At 43.0% G+C, this 21,923-nt stretch carries 18 protein-coding genes and 26 tRNA genes; 38 read left to right on the top strand and 6 right to left on the bottom strand.

Annotated features, from left to right (window positions below; all coding sequences use genetic code 11):
* Positions 1 to 63 precede the first annotated feature (63 nt).
* The 3 genes from V7K21_RS09590 to V7K21_RS09600 all read right to left on the bottom strand — a co-directional run bounded on the left by V7K21_RS09590 (position 64) and on the right by V7K21_RS09600 (position 3,557).
* Positions 64 to 672: an SRPBCC family protein gene (locus V7K21_RS09590; protein WP_335173659.1), complete on the bottom strand. Its 609-nt coding sequence runs from the start codon at positions 670 to 672 to the stop codon at positions 64 to 66.
* An 8-nt stretch (positions 673 to 680) separates the two neighbouring features.
* Complete coding sequence (locus V7K21_RS09595; RefSeq protein WP_335173660.1) at positions 681 to 2,699, bottom strand: sensor histidine kinase; 2,019 nt, start codon at positions 2,697 to 2,699, stop codon at positions 681 to 683.
* Between the two features lie 522 nt (positions 2,700 to 3,221).
* A complete protein-coding gene (locus V7K21_RS09600) occupies positions 3,222 to 3,557 on the bottom strand; it encodes a hypothetical protein (RefSeq protein WP_273765967.1) in 336 nt (111 codons plus the stop codon).
* A 72-nt stretch (positions 3,558 to 3,629) separates the two neighbouring features.
* Between V7K21_RS09600 and V7K21_RS09605 the strand changes: the two genes are divergently transcribed.
* The 3 genes from V7K21_RS09605 to V7K21_RS09615 all read left to right on the top strand — a co-directional run bounded on the left by V7K21_RS09605 (position 3,630) and on the right by V7K21_RS09615 (position 4,908).
* The gene (locus V7K21_RS09605) at positions 3,630 to 3,878 is read left to right on the top strand and encodes a hypothetical protein (RefSeq protein WP_335173663.1); all 249 of its coding nucleotides are present in this window, start codon (positions 3,630 to 3,632) and stop codon (positions 3,876 to 3,878) included.
* Between the two features lie 114 nt (positions 3,879 to 3,992).
* On the top strand, positions 3,993 to 4,499 hold the full coding sequence (locus V7K21_RS09610) for an HNH endonuclease (RefSeq protein WP_335173700.1): 507 nt from the start codon (positions 3,993 to 3,995) through the stop codon (positions 4,497 to 4,499).
* Positions 4,500 to 4,515: 16 nt separating this feature from the next.
* Positions 4,516 to 4,908 carry an alr0857 family protein gene (locus V7K21_RS09615; RefSeq protein ID WP_335173665.1) on the top strand — a complete coding sequence of 131 codons (393 nt, stop codon included), beginning with the start codon at positions 4,516 to 4,518 and terminating at the stop codon, positions 4,906 to 4,908.
* Positions 4,909 to 4,942: 34 nt separating this feature from the next.
* Here the strand turns inward: V7K21_RS09615 and V7K21_RS09620 are convergent, their stop codons facing one another.
* Entirely contained in the window at positions 4,943 to 5,794 is an 852-nt protein-coding gene (locus V7K21_RS09620) for a polysaccharide deacetylase family protein (RefSeq protein ID WP_335173667.1), read from the bottom strand.
* A 507-nt stretch (positions 5,795 to 6,301) separates the two neighbouring features.
* On the opposite strand from V7K21_RS09620, the gene V7K21_RS09625 reads away from it, so the two are divergent.
* The 25 genes from V7K21_RS09625 to V7K21_RS09745 all read left to right on the top strand — a co-directional run bounded on the left by V7K21_RS09625 (position 6,302) and on the right by V7K21_RS09745 (position 9,164).
* Positions 6,302 to 6,375: transfer RNA gene (locus V7K21_RS09625), tRNA-Asp, on the top strand.
* A gap of 159 nt (positions 6,376 to 6,534) precedes the next feature.
* Positions 6,535 to 6,607 (top strand) — tRNA-Cys (locus tag V7K21_RS09630).
* 10 nt (positions 6,608 to 6,617) lie between these two features.
* Positions 6,618 to 6,693: transfer RNA gene (locus V7K21_RS09635), tRNA-Met, on the top strand.
* A 3-nt stretch (positions 6,694 to 6,696) separates the two neighbouring features.
* Positions 6,697 to 6,768, top strand: a tRNA-Trp gene (locus V7K21_RS09640).
* Between the two features lie 72 nt (positions 6,769 to 6,840).
* Positions 6,841 to 6,911: transfer RNA gene (locus tag V7K21_RS09645), tRNA-Glu, on the top strand.
* Between the two features lie 7 nt (positions 6,912 to 6,918).
* Positions 6,919 to 7,001 (top strand) — tRNA-Tyr (locus tag V7K21_RS09650).
* 4 nt (positions 7,002 to 7,005) lie between these two features.
* A tRNA-Ser gene (locus tag V7K21_RS09655) sits at positions 7,006 to 7,095 on the top strand.
* A 4-nt stretch (positions 7,096 to 7,099) separates the two neighbouring features.
* A tRNA-Arg gene (locus V7K21_RS09660) sits at positions 7,100 to 7,174 on the top strand.
* 21 nt (positions 7,175 to 7,195) lie between these two features.
* Positions 7,196 to 7,293, top strand: a tRNA-OTHER gene (locus V7K21_RS09665).
* Between the two features lie 6 nt (positions 7,294 to 7,299).
* Positions 7,300 to 7,400 (top strand) — tRNA-Asn (locus tag V7K21_RS09670).
* 5 nt (positions 7,401 to 7,405) lie between these two features.
* Positions 7,406 to 7,478, top strand: a tRNA-Gln gene (locus tag V7K21_RS09675).
* A 3-nt stretch (positions 7,479 to 7,481) separates the two neighbouring features.
* Positions 7,482 to 7,557 (top strand) — tRNA-Gln (locus tag V7K21_RS09680).
* A 6-nt stretch (positions 7,558 to 7,563) separates the two neighbouring features.
* A tRNA-Leu gene (locus V7K21_RS09685) sits at positions 7,564 to 7,640 on the top strand.
* Between the two features lie 6 nt (positions 7,641 to 7,646).
* Positions 7,647 to 7,724: transfer RNA gene (locus V7K21_RS09690), tRNA-Leu, on the top strand.
* Position 7,725: 1 nt separating this feature from the next.
* Positions 7,726 to 7,798 (top strand) — tRNA-Pro (locus V7K21_RS09695).
* An 82-nt stretch (positions 7,799 to 7,880) separates the two neighbouring features.
* A tRNA-Leu gene (locus V7K21_RS09700) sits at positions 7,881 to 7,958 on the top strand.
* Between the two features lie 6 nt (positions 7,959 to 7,964).
* A tRNA-Pro gene (locus V7K21_RS09705) sits at positions 7,965 to 8,037 on the top strand.
* A 4-nt stretch (positions 8,038 to 8,041) separates the two neighbouring features.
* Positions 8,042 to 8,114 (top strand) — tRNA-Leu (locus V7K21_RS09710).
* Positions 8,115 to 8,209: 95 nt separating this feature from the next.
* Positions 8,210 to 8,282: transfer RNA gene (locus V7K21_RS09715), tRNA-Thr, on the top strand.
* Positions 8,283 to 8,290: 8 nt separating this feature from the next.
* Positions 8,291 to 8,361 (top strand) — tRNA-Gly (locus V7K21_RS09720).
* 108 nt (positions 8,362 to 8,469) lie between these two features.
* Positions 8,470 to 8,544, top strand: a tRNA-Val gene (locus tag V7K21_RS09725).
* A gap of 6 nt (positions 8,545 to 8,550) precedes the next feature.
* A tRNA-Arg gene (locus V7K21_RS09730) sits at positions 8,551 to 8,624 on the top strand.
* A 71-nt stretch (positions 8,625 to 8,695) separates the two neighbouring features.
* Positions 8,696 to 8,769, top strand: a tRNA-Ala gene (locus V7K21_RS09735).
* A gap of 87 nt (positions 8,770 to 8,856) precedes the next feature.
* A tRNA-OTHER gene (locus V7K21_RS09740) sits at positions 8,857 to 8,937 on the top strand.
* Between the two features lie 157 nt (positions 8,938 to 9,094).
* A tRNA-Lys gene (locus V7K21_RS09745) sits at positions 9,095 to 9,164 on the top strand.
* Here the strand turns inward: V7K21_RS09745 and V7K21_RS09750 are convergent.
* Entirely contained in the window at positions 9,165 to 10,253 is a 1,089-nt protein-coding gene (locus V7K21_RS09750) for a glycoside hydrolase family 3 protein (RefSeq protein WP_335173670.1), read from the bottom strand.
* 399 nt (positions 10,254 to 10,652) lie between these two features.
* On the opposite strand from V7K21_RS09750, the gene V7K21_RS09755 reads away from it, so the two are divergent.
* From V7K21_RS09755 to V7K21_RS09775, 5 genes are all read left to right on the top strand, one after another.
* Positions 10,653 to 11,609: a phytanoyl-CoA dioxygenase family protein gene (locus V7K21_RS09755; protein ID WP_335173672.1), complete on the top strand. Its 957-nt coding sequence runs from the start codon at positions 10,653 to 10,655 to the stop codon at positions 11,607 to 11,609.
* 491 nt (positions 11,610 to 12,100) lie between these two features.
* Positions 12,101 to 13,540: a 15-cis-phytoene desaturase gene (gene pds, locus V7K21_RS09760; protein ID WP_335173674.1), complete on the top strand. Its 1,440-nt coding sequence runs from the start codon at positions 12,101 to 12,103 to the stop codon at positions 13,538 to 13,540.
* Positions 13,524 to 14,456 (top strand): 15-cis-phytoene synthase CrtB, encoded by a 933-nt coding sequence (crtB, locus tag V7K21_RS09765; RefSeq protein ID WP_335173676.1) that lies wholly within the window; start codon positions 13,524 to 13,526, stop codon positions 14,454 to 14,456. The genes pds and crtB overlap by 17 nt, the downstream gene beginning before the upstream one ends.
* 83 nt (positions 14,457 to 14,539) lie before the next feature.
* Positions 14,540 to 14,631 (top strand) — tRNA-Ser (locus V7K21_RS09770).
* Positions 14,632 to 14,823: 192 nt separating this feature from the next.
* On the top strand, positions 14,824 to 16,146 hold the full coding sequence (locus V7K21_RS09775) for an ABC transporter substrate-binding protein (protein WP_335173678.1): 1,323 nt from the start codon (positions 14,824 to 14,826) through the stop codon (positions 16,144 to 16,146).
* A 425-nt stretch (positions 16,147 to 16,571) separates the two neighbouring features.
* Here V7K21_RS09775 and V7K21_RS09780 read toward each other — a convergent pair whose 3' ends face one another.
* A complete protein-coding gene (locus V7K21_RS09780) occupies positions 16,572 to 17,420 on the bottom strand; it encodes a hypothetical protein (protein WP_335173680.1) in 849 nt (282 codons plus the stop codon).
* Positions 17,421 to 18,383: 963 nt separating this feature from the next.
* Here V7K21_RS09780 and V7K21_RS09785 point away from each other — a divergent pair.
* The 5 genes from V7K21_RS09785 to V7K21_RS09805 all read left to right on the top strand — a co-directional run bounded on the left by V7K21_RS09785 (position 18,384) and on the right by V7K21_RS09805 (position 21,712).
* Positions 18,384 to 18,701 (top strand): hypothetical protein, encoded by a 318-nt coding sequence (locus V7K21_RS09785; RefSeq protein ID WP_273765957.1) that lies wholly within the window; start codon positions 18,384 to 18,386, stop codon positions 18,699 to 18,701.
* A 404-nt stretch (positions 18,702 to 19,105) separates the two neighbouring features.
* Complete coding sequence (locus V7K21_RS09790) at positions 19,106 to 20,833, top strand: succinate dehydrogenase/fumarate reductase flavoprotein subunit (RefSeq protein ID WP_335173702.1); 1,728 nt, start codon at positions 19,106 to 19,108, stop codon at positions 20,831 to 20,833.
* A gap of 96 nt (positions 20,834 to 20,929) precedes the next feature.
* Complete coding sequence (locus tag V7K21_RS09795; RefSeq protein ID WP_335173682.1) at positions 20,930 to 21,139, top strand: hypothetical protein; 210 nt, start codon at positions 20,930 to 20,932, stop codon at positions 21,137 to 21,139.
* A complete protein-coding gene (locus V7K21_RS09800; RefSeq protein WP_335173684.1) occupies positions 21,121 to 21,444 on the top strand; it encodes a hypothetical protein in 324 nt (107 codons plus the stop codon). The genes V7K21_RS09795 and V7K21_RS09800 overlap by 19 nt, the downstream gene beginning before the upstream one ends.
* A 58-nt stretch (positions 21,445 to 21,502) precedes the next feature.
* Positions 21,503 to 21,712, top strand: coding sequence for a DUF6887 family protein (locus tag V7K21_RS09805; protein WP_335173686.1), 210 nt, complete (start codon positions 21,503 to 21,505; stop codon positions 21,710 to 21,712).
* The last annotated feature ends 211 nt before the right edge of the window (positions 21,713 to 21,923 follow it).

The raw sequence follows: 21,923 nt of genomic DNA on the forward strand, positions 1-21,923 counted from the left end.
TATTTTTCTGCAAATTTACAAATAAAAACTATCATCCAGGATTTTTCCTGAATGATAGTTTAATTATAGATAAGGTTCTTTGTTGGCTAACTCTTCTACACGTTGGTAAATAGCCAGAAGATTTAGCCGCAGGTCTTTGCTCAGGCGGTTTTCAATGATTCCCACTGGCATAGTGAGTTTAGGCCAAACTTGAATTGTGTAGTAAAGATTTGTTCCTACATACTCACCGAGGGAATAAGGCTCTAAACACCAGCTACCAGAAAAGCCTTTAAAATCTCCCTCTACCATGCGGAAATTAATTTCTTTGGGGAAGCATTCTTCCAAATCCAGAACTGCCCGCGCCCAAAAGTTGAAATTCAGTAAGCGCTGGGAGCCTACTTGCTCAAGTCGAATTCCACCATTGGGATGCTCAATTAGACGACTCTTGGCGAGGTTAGGGAGAAAATCAGGTAAGGCTTCATAATCTGTCAGAACCTTCCATATCAGTTCCACTGGTTGGGGAATTTGGACTTTAGCGCTGATTTGTCGCTGTCGCTCTGCTATTTTCTCAATTTGAATTTCTACCTTAGCTGCCAAAGCGACTGCATCAGCAGTCAAATCCCCTTCGAGGATGATGTCATTACTAAGAGACTGGAAATCAAGGTTCTGTGTTGTGTTCTGTTTTTTAGTCACTTTCAGAATTAGGGTTTACTTTCGTCACAAAATTGGGGCAGAGTCAGGGTGAAGCAAATTTCGCTCTGTTCAGAATCCAAGATTTGGAGACTCTCAACTGCGATCGTTCCATTCAAATGCTGCACTAAAGACTTGACTAAAGCAAGTCCCAAGCCAGCCCCTGGAGTCCAGCGTCCTTTTCCGCGACGGAACTTGTCAAAAATGTAGGTCGCTTCTTCTTCAGAGATGGCACGTCCTGTATTCGTCACTTTTATGATAACTTGATCGATTTGTTGATCAACTCGGTGAACAGCTTCCAAATGGACGGCGGTATCATGCTCTGTGTATTTACAGGCATTAGTTAACAGTTCTTGGAGGATGCGATCAAAACTTTCCAGTTCCGTTTGCAGTTTTAGCGACTTCTGTGGTAAATCTACAGAAATCTTTAATCCCTTCTCTAGGAATTTTTTCTGAAAAGATGCTGCTATATCCTCTATTCTAGTATTTAAATCTATAGTTTCTAATTGTGGAGCTTCGTGAGGCGACTCTAGTTTCTGTAGTGTCAACAAGTCATTAATCAAGTTGATTTCCTTTGTACATTCCTGCTCAAGGATATCCATGTATCGAACCTGACGCTCTGGCGCGATTCCTGGCAAACGTAAGTTACGAATTGACATCAGCATGTTTGTCAAAGGATAGCGCAAGCGATCGCTCATGTTGCTCAAAAATTCATCTTTGAGTTCGTTGAGTTTCCGCAGTTGCTCAACATACTGCCGGGTTCTTTCATGCAATTTTGCCTGGAGTTCGAGACTACTCTGGAGTTTCGCCGTCCGCTCATCTACCAAAGTTTGCACTTGGCGCAATGTCTGTGACTGAATTATGGCGTTACTTACTTGAGCACAAACCATTTCTACAAGATTTAATTCTGCTGCTTGCCAACTGCGAGTAACAGATTGCTGTAGCACCAAGAATCCTAAGATTTTACCTTGGTTCTCTAATGGCACTAATAATACCGCAGGCAATTCCTTTATTGCAAATAATGGAGCCGCACAGGAGGTATCGTTTTGTTCTGTATAGTTATCAAAGATTACTGGTTTTACAGAATCTATGAAGGCACGCTGGCATAAACTACACTCTGATATCAAGAAAGACTGATTCAAGATATCTGGTTTAGTAGTGCTGTAATTTTGTGTTTCCCTAGCCCATTCACCACCTACGGTAGCTTTCGCTTTGGGGATTTGTTTTTTAGCTTGAGTCCTAAATAGTGGATCTGTATATTTTAGTAGTATAAGCAAACCCCGATCTGCCTGTAGAGATTCGGCAGTAGAGGCGATAACTAACTGGAGCATTTGATTCAGCTCCAAGTTGCTCCGACTTAGTAAAGTTAATTGCTTGATCAAGCTTTGATACTGATTGCTCTTTTGCAAATACTGTTGTTGATGAGTAATTAGTTTAGCTTGTGCCACTTGAGAAAAAGCGATCGCGCAAGACGACTCTACCTCTTTGAGCAGTTGTTTTTCTGATTCACTCCAATCATAGGGTTGGAATTTAATCAGACTAATCACCCCATTATTATTGCCACCAAACCGAGTGGGAATTGCCAAAACGGCTTTTATCGGTAGTGGCAAATACTGACAGCCAATTACCAGACTATTTTGAATGATCGAAATATCTTGAATAGTTAATGGTTCAGCAGCACATTGCAGCACTGGCGAGTGCATAAGCAACTGTTCCATCGAAAACATCTCTTCTGGGTGTGGTAACCCTAGATACTCATCAGCACACCAATTAGTAGTAGTCACTTCGTCGGATTTCTCACCCGTTACTGAAACCAAGCAGCAGCAATCTACTTGAAAAGTAATTCCTAGCAATTGGGCAATATCTTGTACCATCAATGCCATCGCTGAACTGTTGGCAATGATTTGGTTAATCTTTTGCACCAACTGGCGGGTAGGTTCTTCCTGATGCTGCATCAGCTTAACTTGGTAAGGTTGTAGTCGATCTATGTCATCTACGTAATGTGGCGGCGACGATAAAGGCTTTCTCATTCTTGGCACGCCCTCGGATAATAACCCCATTCTTCTTGCACCCAACCTTTTAACATATTCTTCAGCGTTAATTGTGTTGATACCTGATAATTGACAAATCTTGTATGAATACTTTCTCTCACCTGTTATAGCCCTTTTCTATCTCAGATGGCCAAGTTTCCGCTTAATCAAGTAAATTGCTACATTCATAGATAAGTAATAAAATACTCAAGATATCCTATAAATGCTTCATTTAGCTTATTTTTGACTGCTCTATGTTGAAATAATTTACTAACTTTATCCTGTCTTTAAGTATACATAAACCGTAATTACTCTGGAATTACAGCGAAATTGCCCTTAAATATTACGTAAAATTATTTCGCTTACTTAATAAATTTTTATTACATTTTTTTTGAAAAGAGTAGGTTGTTAAACCTACTCTTTTATCTCCGTAACTCTAAGTAAAATATTAATCAGGCTAAATTCTAAATGCAGCACAATTATTTTTACTAATAACTGGGCTGCATTCGCCTGAATATAAGACTATCCAGCCAAGCTCTCAACACTCAGAGGAACCATATCGCCATTCCTGGTCAATCCTAACAACATTGGTTGTTGGGGTTGAATTAGTTGACCTGTGAGTACACAGCGTTCTTCTTGCTGAGCTGTAGCAGCTATGCTAGCTCGAATGTCAGTTCGCGAAAATCGAGGCTTCCACTCACCTGATTTTTGCTGAACATAATTCCAAAGGATATCTCGGATCAAAGCTTGATATCCCTGATTGCCAGCTATTTCTTTGAGCTTATCTTTGAGTTCCCGCTCTAGGCGGATGCTGGTAACTTCCATATCGGTAGTTGGGGTGCGAGCGATCGTATGCATCACTGATTTCTCCTTAAAGGTATAGACAGGATAGTAATACAAGTGTAGTATGTTTAAAGGAATGTTCAATAGGTGAAATTTTCTGTGAAATCCATTTACCCCATCTCCACTTCTTTGTACGCTACCAATTTCCGAGCCGGTTGGGAATCAGCTGCTATGGAAGTGGAGTATTTATTTATGGGCGATGGTAGCCGGAATTTTGGGCAAATCACAGAGGGTAATTATGATTTTAGACATCTCAGCATTAGTGGGCTGATTGCAAAACCACAACTAGATGAAGAAAGCGGGGGGTACAGGCAAAAGAATACTGTACCAATATGAGACCAGAAAATTTTTCGGTCAATTCTAACCCCCGCTTCACTTAAAACTTGAGGCGGGGGTTTTTTTATAAGGAGTGAAGCTGTGACGATATCTTCAATGCGCGGCGCGAACGCAATGCAAGTGTTAGAGCAATCTGTGGTGGTGTTTTCTCAAAATTACTTGCCACTATGTCGGATCAATATCAAGCGGGCGATTGTGCTGTTAGTAACCAACAAAGCTCAACCGCTGGGTTTTACCACAGAAGGCGGATGGCGAGTTCACTCATCCAGTTTGGTAATTGATGTGCCAAAACACATTCGCTTAACAGTTACTTCTAATGAGCGGATGTGGAGAGTTCCGCTAGCCAATCGGCGGGAAGTGTTGCGGCGAGACTATCACAGTTGCCAATATTGCGGTAGCGGCAAACATCTAACGCTAGATCATGTGATGCCGCGATCAAGAGGTGGTTCTCACACTTGGGATAACGTAGTCACAGCTTGTGAAAGATGTAACTCCCGTAAAAGCGATCGCACCCTATTTGAGGCTGGTATGCAACTGCGTACCAAACCAAAAGCACCAATTCACCCCGCGATTTCTTTTGCCGAACAGTTTTGGATAAATATGCAAGCAAGCCTGGAATAGCAGGAGAGCATAAGGAATGCTGAAATTAACTTACACTGAAAGCAGCTTTGATTTGGAATGTTTCACTCTGTCGCTAGAAGAATGGGTAGCGCAGCGAGTGATTTTGGCCCTGCGAGTTGGGCAGAGTTTGTGCATTGAACCCAGTAGCGCTTCCTTTTTGCTTCCTGTTGATTTGCTAGAAGTAGAAGTGCTTAAAACTGAGGTAAAAAGAGATGACAGAGAAATCATGGCTCTGTGTGCCTGCGATACCCAATATATGGAAGTCACTCTGCAAGGTTCTTGGCTATCAGATAGTTCTAAGGATGCTATAGGTGTGTTTGTCACCACTATGAGCGATCGCGCTGAGTTCTTTTTGCACAAACTTTGGCAGGAAGCTCAAGAGAGCAATGCTTCTGTCATGAGCGAATAAATGAAATCATCGGGTGAGGAGAATTTCTCACCCTTTATTGCCCCATTTTTAGAAGTTCGGGAATTGTCACAAATCGGTAACCTTGCTGTTTGAGTCCGCTGATGATTTGTGGCAAAGCTTCTACAGTTCTTCGGCGATCGCCACCACCGTCATGCATCAAAACAATAGAACCTGGTTTCGCGCCTTTCAAGACATTATTTACAAATGCTTGCGGTTTCGCGTGAGGGTCAGTATCGGCTGAAGTTAGCGACCACATAATTACAGCATCTTTCTGGCTTTTAGCGTAAGCGGCTAGTCCATTATTTAAAAAGCCTCCAGGAGGACGAAACAGAGCAGTTTTGACTCCTGTAGTTTTGTATATCAGGTCAGATGTGCGATCAATTTCACTCTTGGCTGTGGCTTGATCCATTCGCCGATACCAATGATGCCAAGTATGGTTACCAATGGCGTATCCTTCAGCTACTTCGCGCTTGGCTAGGTCGGGATTTGCTTGTAAGGCTTGTCCTACCCAAAAGAATGTTGCTTTAACATCATTTTGCTTCAGAATATCCAGCATTTGTAAGGTTGTCTTTGGCCAGGGACCATCATCAATGCTTAGAGCAATAACCTTCTCATTGTTCCTGGGATGCACTTGATAAACTGTTTTTCCCTGAAATTTAGCTGGGACTGCAAAGGTAGGGTTTTCTACTTTGGCTGATGGCGATAGTTGAGCATTAATTTGGCCCTTTACTGGATGATTTTGAACTTGTGGAGTATGGCTTTTGCTCACTGGCTGGTTCAACCCCAATTGTGGGGAAGTGCCTGGGGCAATACTACAAGCTGTAATCGTAGAGGCGATCGCGACAAAACTAATTATCCTTTGTCGCTTGAGGTGGTTGTCTGTCACGTCAGGCTTTTAAAAACTCACCCAATCATAATCTGTAGTTTGACTTTTAAGAAAGGTTAGCAAGTTCAAATCTAAGTGTAAAAGCTTTTCTAGACAATTTTAAAAAAACTTTCTAAAACCCCTTGACACTTTTTGTAGTATTTTGTAGTATAAATGTAGTGAGGGGAAGGACAAGCTTTCCAAGAGTCAAAGTCATGTTCTACATACAACTAAAGGACAGGTGTTGGAATAAACCAGAGTCCTCAGTTAACAAAGCTGCTCCTACTTGCAAACCATCGTAAGTAGAGGCAGTAAACGAAAAAAATTTTAATTTTGCACTCATCAAAACCACTGAATACATCCGGAATATACAACAGGCTTGCTACCTAGAGTTTCGGTTGTTTTACTAACAGTTTCTAACAGTAAAAAGTAAGTTTTCTGAACCTTGAAAACTAAATAATAAATGGGCAAGTTCACCAAAAATCTGTGCCTCAAAACCTAAAAGTTTAGGCATAGATTCCAAAAAATCGGGGTGTAGCTCAACTGGCTAGAGCGTTCCGTTGTCTGCGGAAATGTTGCGGGTTCAAATCCCGTCACCCTGGTTGCAGTCCTGTAGGCGAATAGTTTAAGCCGTCAGTCTACGGCAGTCGCTACAACGGATAGCGCAGCGTTAGCGAGTCATCGAGCGTCGGGAACCTCCGCAACGCGCTGCCTCCTCAAACTGAAGATTGCGAGTGCGAATCTCGTCGGGACTCCCAAATGGCTGAGTAGCCAAGTGGTCGAAGGCGTCGGTCTGCAAAACCGATATCGTGAGTTCAAATCTCACCTCAGCCTCTGGTGCGATCGCAGCGTAGCTTAACCAGCAGAGCACTAGGTTCATACCCTGGTATATGCGGGTGCAAATCCCGCCGCTGCCACCAAATGCAGGGATGGTGTAACGGCAACACCTCGTGACTCCAAATCCGATGTTCTAGGTTCAAATCCTAGTCCCTGTGTCAGACAATTTTGGGTTTTAAATTTTTTAATCCAAAATCTAAAATTTAAAATCTTAAATTCAGTCAATTATGCCCTCGTGGACGAATGGTTAAGTCAGTGTTCTTTCAAAGCACAGATGCGAGTTCAATTCTCGTCGAGGGAATGATTATGGGTCGGTGGCCGAGTCTGGCTGAAGGCGACAGTCTGTAAAACTGTTCTTTTTTGCACGCAGGTTCAAATCCTGCTCGACCCACTGTGGAGAGGTGGCTGAGTGGCTGAAAGCGTCCTCCTGCTAAGAGGAAGCGGGTAGTTAATACCCGTCGCAGGTTCAAATCCTGTCCTCTTTGCCTTGAGAGTGTGGTGTAACTGGATAACATATCAGTCTACGAAACTGAAGATTTGAGGGTTCAAATCCCTCCGCTCTCGTTACATGATCTCTTCTTTTATCCCCCGGTAGCTCAGTTGGTAGTTAGCGCCTGTCTGTTCGCGTAGCGTGTCTGAAAGACAAGAACAGGAGGTCGTCGGTTCGATTCCGACCTGGGGGGCTTCGTTGCCTCATAGCTCAATGGTAGAGCAAGCGGCTGTTAACCTCGCGGTTGTAGGTACCCTGCGGGAAGCCGCTTCGCATCTACGAGTCCTACTGAGGCAGCCATTCATTGCCGGGTGGACGAATTGGTAAGTCGCATCGCTCTGAACGATGAGGTTGCAGGTTCAAACCCTGCCCTGGCAATAAAGCCCTGTGGTGTAATTGGCAACATCGCGCCCTTTGAAGGCGAAGATTCCAGGTTCGAGTCCTGGTGGGGCTGCCAAACTTTACTCTTGTAGCCCAACTGGAAGAGGCTGCCGTCTCAAAAACGGTATGTTGTGGGTTCAATTCCCACCAAGAGTACCAAAACTTGCTCCTGTAGCCCAATTGGAAGAGGTGGCAGACTTAAAATCTGTTTGTTTGTGGGTTCGACTCCCACCAGGAGTACCAACGGGATGTAATTCAGTGGCGAGAAGCCATGCTTTGGGAGCATGGAGTCGCAGGTTCGAGTCCTGCCATCCCGATATGCCGCTATCACGGAACGTGGCATACGTGCTGGAATCAGAGTCCAGATTTTGCAGATTCAATTCCTGTCAGAGGTACTAAGCTCTGGTAGCGGAATGGAAGACGCACGCTTACCGAGAATCTAGTTTTTTGCAGGTTCAAATCCTGTCGAGAGTACCAAAATATCTAGGTGTGGCGCAGTTGGTAGCGCGGGAGTTTCGGGAACTCCAAGTCGTAGGTTCAATCCCTGCCACTCAGACTTTACCCTTGTAGCCCAACGGAAGAGGCGCTTCGCTTAGAACGAAGAGGTTGCTGGTTCAAATCCAGTCAGGGGTATTGGTGATTTTGTGGGGATGAAGCAAAAGTGGCTTGGAGGTTTCATAAGCCTCACATCAGCAGGTGCAATTCCTGCCCTCGTCACCAAAAACAGTGCTGGTGTAGCTCAATTGGCAGAGCAACTGACTTGTAATCAGTAGGTTGCAGGTTCAATTCCTGTTACCAGCTTGACTAATGCGGGTGTGATGTAACGGCAGCATGAGACGCTTCCAACGTCTTCGTGCGAGTTCAAATCTCGCCGTCCGCTCTGAAACTTGCGGGTGTGATGTAGTCGGTAGCATCTGAGTACGCCATACTCAGTGCGTGGGTACTCTTCGAGAACGCTGCGCGAATAAGTCCCTCCACTCGCTTGCGTAATCCTGTAGCTCAACGGTAGAGTAATTCCCCTACAAGCAAAGGGTTGCAGGTTCGATTCCTGCCAGGATTACCAAATATTGGGAGTGTAGCTCAATGGAATAGAGCTTCGAGCTTCTACCTCGAAAGTTGTGGGTTCAAGTCCTACCACTCCCGCTTAAACAAGTCAAAAGTTAAAAGTCAAAATTTAATTATTTCTCTTTCTTTGCTCTTTTTACTTGTTTGATGGGGTTATAGCTCAAATGGATAGAGCGCCTGCCTTGCAAGCAGGAGATTATGGGTTCAATTCCCATTGATTCCACTGATGGTGTCTGAAGCCGAAGTGGTCGAGGCGCTGGTTTGTGGAACCGGTCATAGCGGGTTCAAGTCCGGTCAGGCGCCCCTCAATGGAAGATGCTGCTGAATGGATCAACTGGTCTTGAAAACCAGGGTATGGGCAATTGTAGGGGTTCGATTCCTCCATCTTCCTCTTTTCCACCTGAAGCCGAAAAGCGAGGCACTGTGCTGATAACACAGAAATAGGAGGGGCAGTACCTCCCTGGTGGATTTATATCTAGCATTGTGTGTTACAAGGCTTGTAATGTAATACGATCGCAGCGGCTCATTTCTTTATTTAAATTAATCAAGGTGGTTGGCATAACGGCTGTGCAGCGGGCTTTTAACCCACATAAATAGGTTCGACCCCTATACCACCCATTATGAATAGGAACTAGCGATCGCTAGTTGTGCATGTTGCAATAGTATATCTTTATCCAAAGCATAGATGGGATATTGCGGTGTTACTGCCAGTAGTTTATCGATTCTTTTTCTGGCTGCTTCCACTACTGATTGGTCTAAGCTACCCTTGTTGAGGGAATCAAGGAAATCTTCAGCAATCTGATAGGTTCTTTCAATAGATGATGAATTGATATTGCGTGAGACAATAAACAAGTCGCAGCCTGCATGAAATGACCGCGCCACAGTACCAGCTTTAGTAAATATATCTGAGATAGCTTTCATATCCAAGTCGTCAGATACAACTACTCCCTTAAAGCCAAGTTCCTCTCTAAGTATGGTTTTGAGGATAGCCTTAGAAAGGGTTGCTGGTACATCAGCATCTATCTTGGGAAATAAGATATGGACAGTCATAATCAAAGGAATCTGTAATTTGATTAGCGCTTTGAAGGGTATAAGTTCTCGAAGTCGCAGGTCTTTTAGAGTCAGATTAAGTATTGGTAGCTCGATATGAGAGTCCTTGCTGGTGTCTCCATGTCCAGGGAAGTGCTTGGCGCATCCCAAAATTCCTGACTCTCGAAGTCCAAGATAGTAGTCACAGGCACCTTGAGTAGCAGTATTAGGAGTGTTACCAAAGGCGCGAGGCCCAATCACAGGGTTATTGGGATGGGAAAAAACATCTGCTACAGGTGCCCAGGATAAATTTATTCCCAGTGATTTGAGTTCTAAAGATGTGGCTTTTGCTACTTCACGTGCGTGCGATCGCAGCAACAAGGCGTGAGGAAATCGGGTAATCGGCAGTGGTGTACGAATTACACGACCTCCTTCATGATCTAGAGTCACAAACATTGAATCACGTTCAGTATATTCTCGTATCTGGCTGTTCAAATCCTTGAAGCTTTCCAGCCAAACCTCATAAGGGGTGCCATCCAGAAAGTTTTTAGCAAAAAAGATCACCCCAATCGGTCTCAATTCATTGAGTGCACGTTTATCATCATCGCTTAATGTAGTGCTGGAAATACCTAGAATCAGGTGATGTCCAAAGCGCTTTAACCGCTGTGATATTGGCATAATTCTTTACCTATAGTTGTGTAGTAAACAACTTGGGATGTTCAACCTAAAAGACATAAACCCTGATTCTACACTTTTATAGAGAGTGGGGACTTTTAAGAGGCAGGGGGGCAGAGGTGCTAAAGGGGAAGAATTTTGTGTTTGTCCCGCTTCTTGAACAATGCTTTATGCTCAATACCCTTCAACCTCTGACTAACTCTTTAAAAAATACTAACTTTGTAAAAAGAAACAGTAAATATACTATCAGCAAATATTATTATTGATTTTTAACAATTAAAATGTGTATTACATGGTATTACTTACATAAGTATAAATTAGTTTTTCTGCAAAAGCATTTTTGTGATTCTCCTTTGAAGTCACCCCATGAACGCATCCTACCATCTAAATCTCAGGAGACTTATGTCTATAAGTTTATTCAATAACTATTTAAATAGAATTTATTCAAAATTTTATGATATTTGTTATGAAAATTACAAAGGATTGACTAAAAATCCTAAATGGCTTTTAATGCGTAAAATTGCTCGATTTAAAACTGGGCGAGCTATGATGATATTTTTCTTAAAACGTTCAGTTAAATTATATTCATCCGTTCTCAATGAGAGCGATTGTTATTTTCCAGATGTGAATGTAGATGACGTTGTTAACACCTTGAAAACCGAAGGTTTATATTTAGAAATTAATTTATCCCAAGATATTGTTAAGGAAATAGTCGAATTTGCTCATTCAACAGTTTGTTATGGCAATAGAAAAACAAATATGGGTTTTTTTTATGATCAAAAGGAACAAGCACAAACTAAGTCAGGCAGACATTTTATCATCGGTAGTTATTTTAATACGTCTTTACTCTGCCCTGCTATAAAAAAACTTCAAAATGATCCAAAGTTATTGGCAATAGCTACTAAATATTTAGATGCTCAAGCAGTACATCAAGGAAATCTGATGTGGTGGAGTTTTTCAGGTGACATAACATATCGTCAAAAAAGTCAAGCTGCTCAATTATTTCACTACGATATAGACGATTATCGTTTTCTGAAGTTTTTCTTTTATTTGACTGATGTAGATGATCAAAGCGGTCCTCATGTCTGTGTTCGTGGTAGTCACAAGAAGAAGAAGCCATCACATGTTTGGCTACGTAAACGAGAGACAGATCAAGATATCAGCGATTATTATGGTTCTGAATCTTTAGTAAAGATTTGTGGCAAAGCTGGTTTTGGATTTGCGGAAGATCCACTTTGTTTTCATAAAGGAATTACTCCTACTCATAAAGACCGTTTAATATTACAAATAGAATTTGCCCGAACGGACTATGGGATGCAGCACGACTTCCGAGCAGCTTCTCTACTGAAATATATTTAGTAAATTGTGTGGTATAATTTTCCCCTTCAGTTTCCACAATTATAACTCAATTGCTTCAGTAATAACACTTAATTAAAAATATATTTAGTCCTTATAACTACATTAATTAAGTGTTTGCCGATTGAAAGTAACCTGGATATTAACTAGCAGGCTTTACCAATGCCCTAAATATTTCTTTAGAGCAGATACACGGATTACCAAAGAAATCAACTACTTTAAGACAAGAGTTTGTAACCAGCCATTCTCAGTCAAAGGAATGACTTTTGTTTGTTGAGATTTGGTAATGTAAATCTAGATGAAATACACGCGGCAAACCCATTGCTGACAATGATATTGGCAATTTATTTTGGTAGGTGTATGTCAGGTAAAATTCGCTTTTACAGAAATTTTTTAGGGAAGCGATCGCACAATAACTGCCAAATGTAACGGATTGCAACGTATAATGAAAATCGACAAAACCATTAAGAAATATTGAAGGGCATTAGGGTTAAATGCGAGTAGCGATCGCGGGTGCTGGTCTAGCAGGACTTTCCTGCGCGAAATATCTCACGGACGCAGGTCATACTCCCATTGTCTTGGAAAGCCGGGACGTTTTGGGTGGTTTGGTTGCGGCGTGGAAAGATTCTGATGGCGACTGGTACGAAACCGGGTTACACGCCTTCTTTGGGGCATATCCTAATATGCTCCAATTGCTTAAGGAGTTGGGCATTGAAGATAGACTCCAGTGGAAAGAGCATACGCTGATTTTCAATCAACCAGACAAACCTGGGAGACTCTCACGTTTTGATGTTCCAGATATTCCATCTCCTTTCAACGTCATAGCATCGATTCTTCGCAACAAAGACATGTTGACTTGGGAGCAAAAGATTCGGTTTGCAATTGGACTACTTCCAGCAGTGGTGCGGGGTCAGAAGTATGTTGAAGACATGGACAAGTACAGCTTCTTAGAGTGGTTGAAAAGGCAAGGTGTTGACGAACGAGTAACTAGTGACGTTTTTATCGCCGCATGTAAAGCACTCACCTTTGTCAATCCTGATGAAGTTTCTGCAACGATCCTGTTAACTGCATTGAATCGCTTTCTGCAAGAACGATATGGCTCCAAGATTGCATTTTTGGATGGTTCTCCAACAGAACGTCTATGCAGCCCGATCGTAGATTACATCAGAGAACGTGGTGGGGAAGTACGGTTGAATGCCCCCTTGAAAGAGATTTTGCTCAACGCCGATGGCACGGTGAAAGCATACTTGATTCGAGGGTTAAATGGGACGGAAGATGAAGTTTTCACGGCTGATGTGTATGTATCTGCCATGTCGGTTGACCCACTGAAAGTGATGTTGCCTAAGCCTTGGAAGCAAATGGAGTTTTTCAAGAAGCTAGAAGGTTTGGAAGGAGTACCAGTGATTAACCTGCATCTGTGGTTTGACCGGAAACTTACAGAAATTGATCACTTGCTATTTTCGCGATCGCCCCTCCTAAGCGTTTATGCTGATATGAGCAATACCTGCCGTGAATACGCCAACCCCAATCGCTCGATGCTGGAATTAGTTCTAGCTCCGGCAAAAGATTGGATTGCCAAATCCGATGAGGAGATTGTGGCTGCAACGATTGCCGAGTTAAAAAAACTCTTTCCCGACCACTTTGGAGGAGACAACCCAGCAACCTTGCTAAAATCTCATGTGGTGAAAACGCCGCGTTCAGTTTACAAAGCGACCCCTGGTCGTCAACAGTACCGTCCCGCACAAGTTACGCCCATTGCCAACTTCTATCTCGCCGGAAGTTATACCATGCAACGCTACTTAGGCAGTATGGAAGGTGCCGTACTTTCTGGTAAGCTGACAGCGCAGGCAATTTCTGAGGCTCTCCCGGTAGCAAATTCCTCAAACCTGCAAACGCTCACCCGACCGCCCGCAACGAATGCTGCAACTGCCTGATTCCCCCCCGCGCATGAAAACGCTGGTCTCTGTAGACGAGTCATACAAACTTTGCCGGTATCTCACAGCAAAGTATGCCAAGACTTTTTACCTGGGTACTTTGCTGATGAGTCCGGTAAAACGTCAATCTATTTGGTCAATTTACGCTTGGTGTCGCCGTACAGATGAATTGGTGGATGGGCCCGCATCTGCTATTACCACGCCAGAAACCCTAGACCTATGGGAACAGCAGCTGGAATCGATTTTTGCGGGACGCCCATTAGAAAACTACGATGTCGCTTTAGTTGATACTCTCCAACGCTTTTCGATGGACATTCAGCCCTTTCGGGATATGATTGCCGGTCAGCGGATGGACCTATATCGCAGTCGTTATGAAACCTTTGAGGAGTTATACCTCTACTGTTACCGCGTTGCTGGCACTGTTGGCTTAATGTCAACAGCAGTTATGGGTGTGGATAGCACTATATATACAGCTCCGTGGCGTCAGAACAAACAACCATATATTCCCACAGAAGAAGCGATCGCTCTGGGAATTGCCAATCAACTCACCAACATCCTGCGGGATGTGGGAGAAGATGCCAGACGGGGACGAATCTACATTCCCCTTGAGGATTTGGCAAAATTCAACTACACCGAGCAAGACTTCTTCAAAGGTGTGGTAGATGAGCGTTGGCGGGCATTGATGCGCTTTCAAATTGATCGGGCCCGCCAATTCTATACCACGTCCGACCAGGGAATTACTTATCTAGCAACCGATGCCCGTTGGCCCGTGTGGGCAGCATCAATGTTGTACGGTCAGATTTTGGAGGTGATAGAACGCAACAATTACGATGTATTCAGTCGGCGGGCTTACGTTCCCCAGTGGAAAAAATTACGCACTTTGCCCGTAGCTTGGATGCGATCACAAGTCCTTTGAGCAATTAGTCATTTGTTGTTACTGATAACAAATGACTATTGACTCTTCCCAAGAAGTCTGCTAACATTTATGTTCGTAAGTCAGGAGAGGTGGCTGAGTGGTCGAAAGCGGCAGATTGCTAATCTGTTGTACGGCAGGCAACTCCGTACCGAGGGTTCGAATCCCTCCCTCTCCGTTTTCCAGCTTTTGATACACGCAGTATCTTTTGTGTAGAAAAGTAAATATTAATGTAGGGGTAAATACTTCTACTCCCAAAGATGGATGATATGATTTGTCTTTTGGAGTCTTGATAAGATCCAGCTAAATTACAAATCTAGTTTGAATCTTACTTTTAGGCTTCTAAATATCTGAGGAGTAAAAGTGATTTATGAAAAAAATTAGCGACGCCTTAACCTTCAGTATAGCTATCCTAACAATCGGGTTCTTAGTTGGGGCTTGTGGTGATACTAGTACCCCCAATGGCACAGCTAACAATGGAAGTACCGCTACCCCAGCGGCAGATTCAACTACCACTAGCAGTGCTAAAGGACTAAAAATTGGTTCCCTGCTACCGACAACAGGCGACTTGGCTTCTGTGGGACAACAGATGCTAGGTTCTGTCCCTTTACTTGTCGATACAGTCAACGCTTGCGGTGGTGTCAATGGCGAACCAGTTACTTTGGTGCAAGTAGACGACCAAACTGACCCCAAAGCTGGTGCTGCGGGTATGACCAAATTAGCAACTTTAGATAAAGTAGCAGGTGTAGTTGGTTCCTTTGCCAGTAGTGTTTCTAGTGCAGCAGTCTCCATTGCCACCCCGAATAAAGTTATGCTGGTTTCTCCTGGTAGTACCAGTCCCGTCTTTACTGAAAAGGCCCAAAAGGGTGATTTTAAAGGCTTTTGGGCGCGTACTGCTCCCCCGGATACTTACCAAGCACTGGCATTAGCCCAACTTGCCAATCAAAAAGGTTTCAAGCGAATTTCTACAGTCGTGATTAATAATGACTATGGCGTTGGCTTTGAAAAGGCATTTGTGCAAACTTTTGAAAAATTGGGTGGAACCATCGTTAATAAAGATAAGCCTGTTCGCTACGACCCAAAAGCGCAGACATTTGATACAGAAGCAGCTGCCGCATTTGCTGGTAAGCCAGATGCAGTGCTGGCCGTATTATACGCTGAAACTGGCAGTCTGTTCTTGAAAGCCGCCTATCAGCAAGGTGTGGCTAAGGGTGTGCAGATTCTGCTTACAGATGGTGTGAAATCACCTACTTTTCCAGAACAAGTTGGCAAAGGTAGTGACGGCAAGTATATCTTAAGTGGAGCGATCGGTACAGTACCTGGTTCTGATGGTAAAGCACTCTTAGCTTTCAACAAGCTGTGGAAGGATAAAAAGGGTAGTGCACCAGGGGAATACGCTCCTCAAACTTGGGATGCAACTGCCTTATTGACGTTGGCAGCACAAGCTGCTAAAGAAAATACAGGTGTTGGTATAGCCAGTAAAATCCGTGAAGTCGCTGATGGACCTGGTACAGAAGTTACTGATGTCTGCGAGGGACTGAAGTTACTTAAAGATGGTAAGAAGATTAACTATCAAGGAGCCAGTGGTAACGTAGATGTTGATGCTAACGGCGATGTAGTCGGTGTATACGATGTTTGGACAGTGGGAGACGATGGCAAAATCAAAGTAATTGGCAAAGTTACCCCCAAATAGAAAGTTAGCAGTTATGAGTTATGAGTTATGAGTGAAACATTACTAACTCTTAACTTCTAACTCATAACTCCTAACTCTTAAAGGATGTTTTAAAAGTATTATTGCTAACACTAAAATCTCGAAAACCTAACTCCCAGCCCCGATTCTCTACAAGTGAATCGGGGTTTCAAAGCCTCTCGACCTTTTAGGAAAGAGGAATGGAAGCAGAGTTTATAGTATACTTTACGACTTTCCAAACATCCTCTTAACTCGACTTTATCCAAAATTAAGAACTCGGTTTTCTTTATCCGGCAAAAACCCTGGTTTTTCGGCAAATACTTTTTCCACGTTACAGATTATCGATGAAGTTAAAAAAGTAAAATTTCCGAACCACAGAGGTTTCAGCGATAGCAATCACGTTGCGAAAAAAATGGATAAAGTCGAGCTTAAAAGCCAGTGAAGTTGTAACCAACTCCTAACAACAAGCCTACATCAGTTTTATCAAAAAATCCGGCATTCACAGCGGCCGTTGCGGTGAATTGAGGAGTTAGAGGCACATCAATCCCACCAGTTACTAAAAAGGCAAATTGGGAATCATCACCGGTTTTGTAAGCTCCACCCACTCCGACGTAAGGTGCAATAGCTAACGGTTCGCTAAAAGCATCTGCTGATTTGAAGGTAAAATCGTAGGTGATCGGAAGTAGAATAGTAGTGTTGTCCCCAAATACGGCTGAGGGTCGCACCGATATAGAATTTGTCAGTCCGATTTTGCTGACTACGGCGAAGTTACCGTCGCCCAAAGATGAGTCACCACCACCACTCAAACCAATGTTAGCAGCGACGCCAATATAGCTGCTGCCACCACGGGTGGTAGTTCTACCTAAATCAATATCTGATTGCGCCACTTTGGGAGCAGATGGTTGAGCAGTAGTTTGAGAAGTTGGTTGTATAAATTCAGAAGTGAGCGTTGCAGATGAGGTTGCCACTGTGCCTGGAATAGGTGTAGGCGTTACACTGGCGTTTTCCTGTATTGTGGCGTTGGGGGGCTGCTGTACCTTAGCTAAATTTGTGACTGTAAATGTTTCAGTTGTTTCTGTAAAGAGATTTTGGCTTGCAGTGTCTAGTTCTGTACTAAAGTCGTTGGGAGACGCCACGGTTGCGGAAGGGTCGGTTAATGGCTGACTGCTCACCTTATCAACTGTCTGGGCAATTGCAGATAAGCCGCTACTCAGGACTGTAAGAGCAGCTATACTTGGCAACCAAAAAACACCTTTACGAAGAAAAATAGTATTCACATTCACTCCTAAAACAATATTGCCACGAAAAATAAAGGGTTTTGTTGATTTAAGTCAACAAATTCGGGCAATACTCAAAATTTAACATCAAAAAATCGGTTTTTACATCCTGACTTTGCTGGATTTATCTAGTTAATATTTCCCAACAAAAAATTAAATACTATATCCTAAATATCCGGAATTTGACAAATGACAAAAATTATCTTGGCTTTAAGCAAATAGTCTATTTGTTGAGGAGGTGATCAGGATTGCGAAAACTTTTACCAAAAAACTTAGTCTATATCAACACTGAGCTTTCTTAGTCCAGTTTTGCGTAAAAGCGTAGCGTCTTTAATGCAAGGGAACATATTAACATTAACATTGTATCGGGATGCATTCACATTGCAAGGGGACACATTCACAATGTGGCCAACACATTAAGATTGCATTGGGATGCATTGGCATTGCAGAAAGACGCATTCACAACGTGACCGACGCATTAAGATTGCATTGGGATGCATTGGCATTGCAGAAAGACGCATTCACAATGCGGCCGATGCATTAACATTGTATCGGGATACATTGGCATTGCAACATATTGCTAAATTTAGTTCGCTATATAATTAATGAAATGCTGTACTTAGTCTTTGTGCCAACTGTTCAGGACATTGGCTTGAATCCAGGATGGTGCGTTAGCCTACGGCATAACACACTCTTGTATTACTATGTTTTTAAGACTTGTGTGTACACCATAGTACAAGGGAAGGGGAAGAATTCCAAGCTGCGATGACTACAGGAGAAGGGTTTCCCATAAAGTATGGTTGGTCTATTTACGCCATGCTGTACTAGTAATTGTGTTTTGTAACAACAAAAAAGTTGATTGTGAAGTGATATTACGAAGCTTGCAAAAATATTTAGAAATTGTCTAGAAGGTAAACATGGTTCTAACGTAGAACCTATTAGGAGAGACTTGAGGCAAATGTGATGAGCGGAAATAATACTCAAAAGTATCGGTTTGTCTGTACCCTGACTTTCGGTGATATCTACGGTCAAATAATTGTTTGGTTGATTACAATTACCCTAAGTTTGGCATCAGCCTTGGCGCTGATGGGTGCCAAGCGACCCGTGTACGCTTTAGCAACAGCGGGTCTTGTCGTTCTGCTTTCGCTACCTTTCTTGTTGTTTGCGTTTGTCACTACCTTGTTAAATCATATTGAAGTCACTCCTGTAGGACCGGGAACCAAAATGGAACCCATACCAGGTAATGTGTCTCAGCAACAACCTGTACAAGCAACTAGCTAAAGAGTTAGGAATTAGGAGTTAGGAGTTAGGAGTAGACGCGATTAATCGCGTCTGTACAGGAGTTAGAAGTCACTCCATCTGTCCCATAACCCTTCATTTTTAACTTTTGACTCTTAATTTCAAAATTTGTAATAACATCCCTGTCTACAGGCAGGGAATTTTTTTGGAGAGACGCCACTGTTGCAACGCACGGGAGCCTCCTAAATATGCAAGTTTACTTTCTTTCATATGGTATTTTGACTTAGACAGGAGAATAAAATTATGAACTGCAAAGGAAAGAGTTTATAAAGGGTTTTTGTACCAATCCTGTGTATTTTGGCAAAATTGGGATGCTCCCCAACGCACTGCCTGATTAATCACGTCTCTACAATAGAACAGCAGTGGTTTGCAGTCGGGGGCTAATTATGCTGGAACATGATGTGATTATTGTCGGGGGTGGATTAGCGGGATGTCGTGCTGCTGTGGAAATTGCCCGCACTGACCCTAGTTTAAATATTGCTGTGGTTGCTAAAACCCACCCAATTCGTTCCCACTCGGTCGCGGCTCAAGGTGGTATGGCTGCATCGTTGAAAAATGTTGATTCAGAAGATAGTTGGGAAGCACATGCCTTTGATACTGTCAAGGGTTCTGATTACTTGGCAGACCAAGACGCTGTGGCAATTCTCGCCCAGGAAGCGCCAGATGTGGTGATTGACTTGGAACACATGGGCGTTTTGTTCTCTCGCTTACCTGATGGGCGCATTGCCCAACGGGCTTTTGGCGGACATTCCCACAACCGCACTTGCTACGCTGCGGACAAGACCGGTCATGCGATTTTGCACGAATTGGTTAACAACCTGCGGCGTTATGGTGTACAAGTTTATGAAGAATGGTACGTGATGCGTCTGATTTTGTCAGAAAATGAGGCCAAGGGTGTGGTAATGTTCAATCTTTTGGATGGACATATCGAGGTGGTACGGGCTAAGGCGGTGATGTTTGCCACCGGAGGCTATGGCCGCGTTTATAACACCACCTCTAATGATTACGCTTCTTCGGGTGATGGTTTGGCAATGACTGCGATCGCAGGTTTGCCTCTCGAAGATATGGAATTTGTCCAATTTCATCCCACTGGTTTATATCCGGTAGGGGTGCTGATTTCAGAAGCGGTAAGGGGAGAAGGGGCGTATCTGATTAATAGTGAAGGCGATCGCTTTATGGCGAACTACGCACCCAGCCGCATGGAACTAGCTCCTCGTGATATTACCTCACGAGCGATCGCTTATGAAATTCGTGCTGATCGTGGTATTCATCTCAATGGTAGCGCTGGTGGCCCCTTTGTCTATCTGGATCTACGGCACATGGGCAAAGAAAAAATTATGAGTCGCGTCCCCTTCTGTTGGGAAGAAGCACACCGTTTGGTAGGTGTTGACGCGGTAACTCAACCTATGCCAGTCCGCCCGACAATTCACTATTGTATGGGTGGTATCCCAGTTAATACTGATGGGCAAGTCCGCAGCAGTGGTGATGGTCTAGTTGATGCTTTCTTTGCAGCTGGCGAAACTTCTTGTGTTTCCGTACATGGTGCTAATCGCTTGGGGAGTAATTCCCTGCTGGAATGTGTCGTTTATGGCAAAAGAACTGGGGCTGCGATCGCCCAATTTGTGCAAAAACGGAAGTTGCCTTCTGTAGATGAGCAACGCTATGTAACGGAAGCCCAGCAACAAATTCAAGCTTTGCTAGAACAACCAGGACAGTATCGCATTAACCAAGTCCGTCAAGCCTTCCAGGATTGTATGACTCAGTACTGTGGTGTTTTCCGCACTGAGGCATTAATGAGTGAAGGGTTACACAAATTAGAAGAAATACAACAGCAATTTCCGCAAATTTATTTAGATGATAAAGGCAGTTGCTGGAATACAGAACTTGTGGAAGCTTTGGAATTGCGTAGTTTGATGGTAGTGGGACAGACGATTTTGGCATCAGCCCTAAATCGCCAAGAAAGTCGTGGCGCTCATTTCCGCGAAGATTATTCCCAGCGAGATGATACCAACTTTCTGAAACACACAATGGCTTACTATTCACCAGCAGGAATTGATATTCAATATCGACCCGTGGCGATTACCATGTTTGAGCCAAAAGAGCGTAAGTATTAGCTAGTGTTTCGGAGATAGGATGTAGGGTTAAGCAATAATATTCCTATCTCCTGAATATATTTTAATTTTCTGTATATTCATAATCAATAGATATATATGCCAAACTTTATAGCTATCATTAGACATTACGAAAAAGAACATCAGCAAAATACAATTAATGAAATTAATTGGTTTGGAAGCCAGTCTTCTTTGATTCAAGCCATTGAGTTAGCTGCGATAGCAAAAGATCACCGAGGAAGGCGTTATTCACACCAATGGCGTATCAAACCATCAGCATTAGAGCCAAAATGGTCTTGCCTACTATGACTAATAGCTTTCAGCAATGCAGAACATTTGACCAAATTCACGAACTAGTCAAAACAAGACTACATAAAGTTTGTGGTATTGGTGAGCTATACGTTTACGATACATCGTTCAGAATTGGTGCAAAGCTCACCTTATTTCCTGAAAAGGTTTATCTTCATCGCGGAGTTCGTAAAGGCGCATCTGCACTAAGTCTAGATATAGCAGGTCATGCAATCGAAATGGATACTTTACCGGACGAACTCAAGCATCTTCCACCTTATGAAGTTGAGGATATTCTATGTATATACAAAGATAAGTTTAATTAGTTCAACAACTGTGCTTGTCTTCAAAACATTGCATAATTGGGAATTGGAAATTTGTTGTATGATGCAGAACCTAAACCAGATGACCAATACTGAACTGAAACGATATCTTTCAGAACATAGGAATGAGGAAGAAGCGTTTCGGACTGCATTACAAGTTTTGATGAGTCGTAGTGACTCTGCTACACAACAACCTTATCCTTTTGATCTTGACAATCCTGAGAGTGAGATAGAAGCTCTTTTAAGAGAGAAACTCAATCGAAGTGAATGATTGCCTCTCGCCTATAGTTCAAATTGGGGCTTAGATGAATAGGCTAGGTGAAACCTTGAAAACCGTAGTTTTTTGAAATCAAGGTAAAGCTCAGAACTCAAGCCACGATAGAATAATATGCTCTCACTAAAAACTCCTCCTTTTCAAAATGGACGGGGTTTAAGCTGTCGTGTAGGATTGGCAACGACTATTTCCAGAAGAAATTATGCAA

The organism is Nostoc sp., from assembly GCF_036919595.1.
Lineage (GTDB): Bacteria > Cyanobacteriota > Cyanobacteriia > Cyanobacteriales > Nostocaceae > Nostoc.

Coding starts and splice junctions, on each gene's coding strand:
- V7K21_RS09610 (WP_335173700.1), top strand. CDS start 3,993: ATGCAAGTGTTAGAGCAATCTGTGGTGGTGTTTTCTCAAAATTACTTG.
- V7K21_RS09615 (WP_335173665.1), top strand. CDS start 4,516: ATGCTGAAATTAACTTACACTGAAAGCAGCTTTGATTTGGAATGTTTC.
- V7K21_RS09805 (WP_335173686.1), top strand. CDS start 21,503: ATGATGCAGAACCTAAACCAGATGACCAATACTGAACTGAAACGATAT.
- V7K21_RS09595 (WP_335173660.1), bottom strand. CDS start 2,699: ATGAGAAAGCCTTTATCGTCGCCGCCACATTACGTAGATGACATAGAT.
- V7K21_RS09750 (WP_335173670.1), bottom strand. CDS start 10,253: ATGCCAATATCACAGCGGTTAAAGCGCTTTGGACATCACCTGATTCTA.
- crtB (WP_335173676.1), top strand. CDS start 13,524: ATGCTGCAACTGCCTGATTCCCCCCCGCGCATGAAAACGCTGGTCTCT.
- pds (WP_335173674.1), top strand. CDS start 12,101: ATGCGAGTAGCGATCGCGGGTGCTGGTCTAGCAGGACTTTCCTGCGCG.
- V7K21_RS09785 (WP_273765957.1), top strand. CDS start 18,384: ATGAGCGGAAATAATACTCAAAAGTATCGGTTTGTCTGTACCCTGACT.
- V7K21_RS09755 (WP_335173672.1), top strand. CDS start 10,653: ATGTCTATAAGTTTATTCAATAACTATTTAAATAGAATTTATTCAAAA.
- V7K21_RS09800 (WP_335173684.1), top strand. CDS start 21,121: ATGGTCTTGCCTACTATGACTAATAGCTTTCAGCAATGCAGAACATTT.
- V7K21_RS09600 (WP_273765967.1), bottom strand. CDS start 3,557: ATGCATACGATCGCTCGCACCCCAACTACCGATATGGAAGTTACCAGC.
- V7K21_RS09775 (WP_335173678.1), top strand. CDS start 14,824: ATGAAAAAAATTAGCGACGCCTTAACCTTCAGTATAGCTATCCTAACA.
- V7K21_RS09790 (WP_335173702.1), top strand. CDS start 19,106: ATGCTGGAACATGATGTGATTATTGTCGGGGGTGGATTAGCGGGATGT.
- V7K21_RS09795 (WP_335173682.1), top strand. CDS start 20,930: ATGCCAAACTTTATAGCTATCATTAGACATTACGAAAAAGAACATCAG.